At 70.5% G+C, this 298-nt stretch carries 1 protein-coding gene; it reads left to right on the forward strand.

Annotated elements, in window-relative coordinates:
* The first annotated feature begins 1 nt into the window (after window position 1).
* Window positions 2-139 (forward strand): DMT family protein, encoded by a 138-nt coding sequence (locus JT719_RS24565; protein WP_207436419.1) that lies wholly within the window; start codon window positions 2-4, stop codon window positions 137-139.
* Window positions 140-298 lie beyond the last annotated feature (159 nt).

Below are 298 nucleotides of genomic sequence, written 5' to 3' on the forward strand. Positions count from 1 at the left end.
GATGCAGGAGGTGATCACGCTGCTGGTCTTCGCCGGCTTCGCCGTCTTCTTCCTCGGCGAGCGGCTGAGCTGGCAGCATCTCGGGGCGTTCCTCTGCCTGGTCGGGGCGGTCGCCTTCCTGTTCGCGGACAAGCTCTGAGAAGGGGCGGCGGGCCTGCCGCCCCATCCAGGACGCGGCTCAACCGGCCTTGTGCGCGACCATGATGATCTCCGGGCGGAAGAGCCAGAACTGGCCGAGCCGCCCGGCCTTGCGGCGCAACGCCGTGGGCAGGCGGCCGACGGCACCCTCCACCGCCTT

Origin of the sequence: Sabulibacter ruber, assembly GCF_017355955.1 — a bacterium.
GTDB classification, from domain to species: Bacteria; Bacteroidota; Bacteroidia; order Cytophagales; family Hymenobacteraceae; genus Nibribacter; species Nibribacter ruber_A.

Bases quoted from the DNA above. Each gene is read 5' to 3' on its own strand.
- JT719_RS24565 (WP_207436419.1), top strand. From the start codon at position 2: ATGCAGGAGGTGATCACGCTGCTGGTCTTCGCCGGCTTCGCCGTCTTC.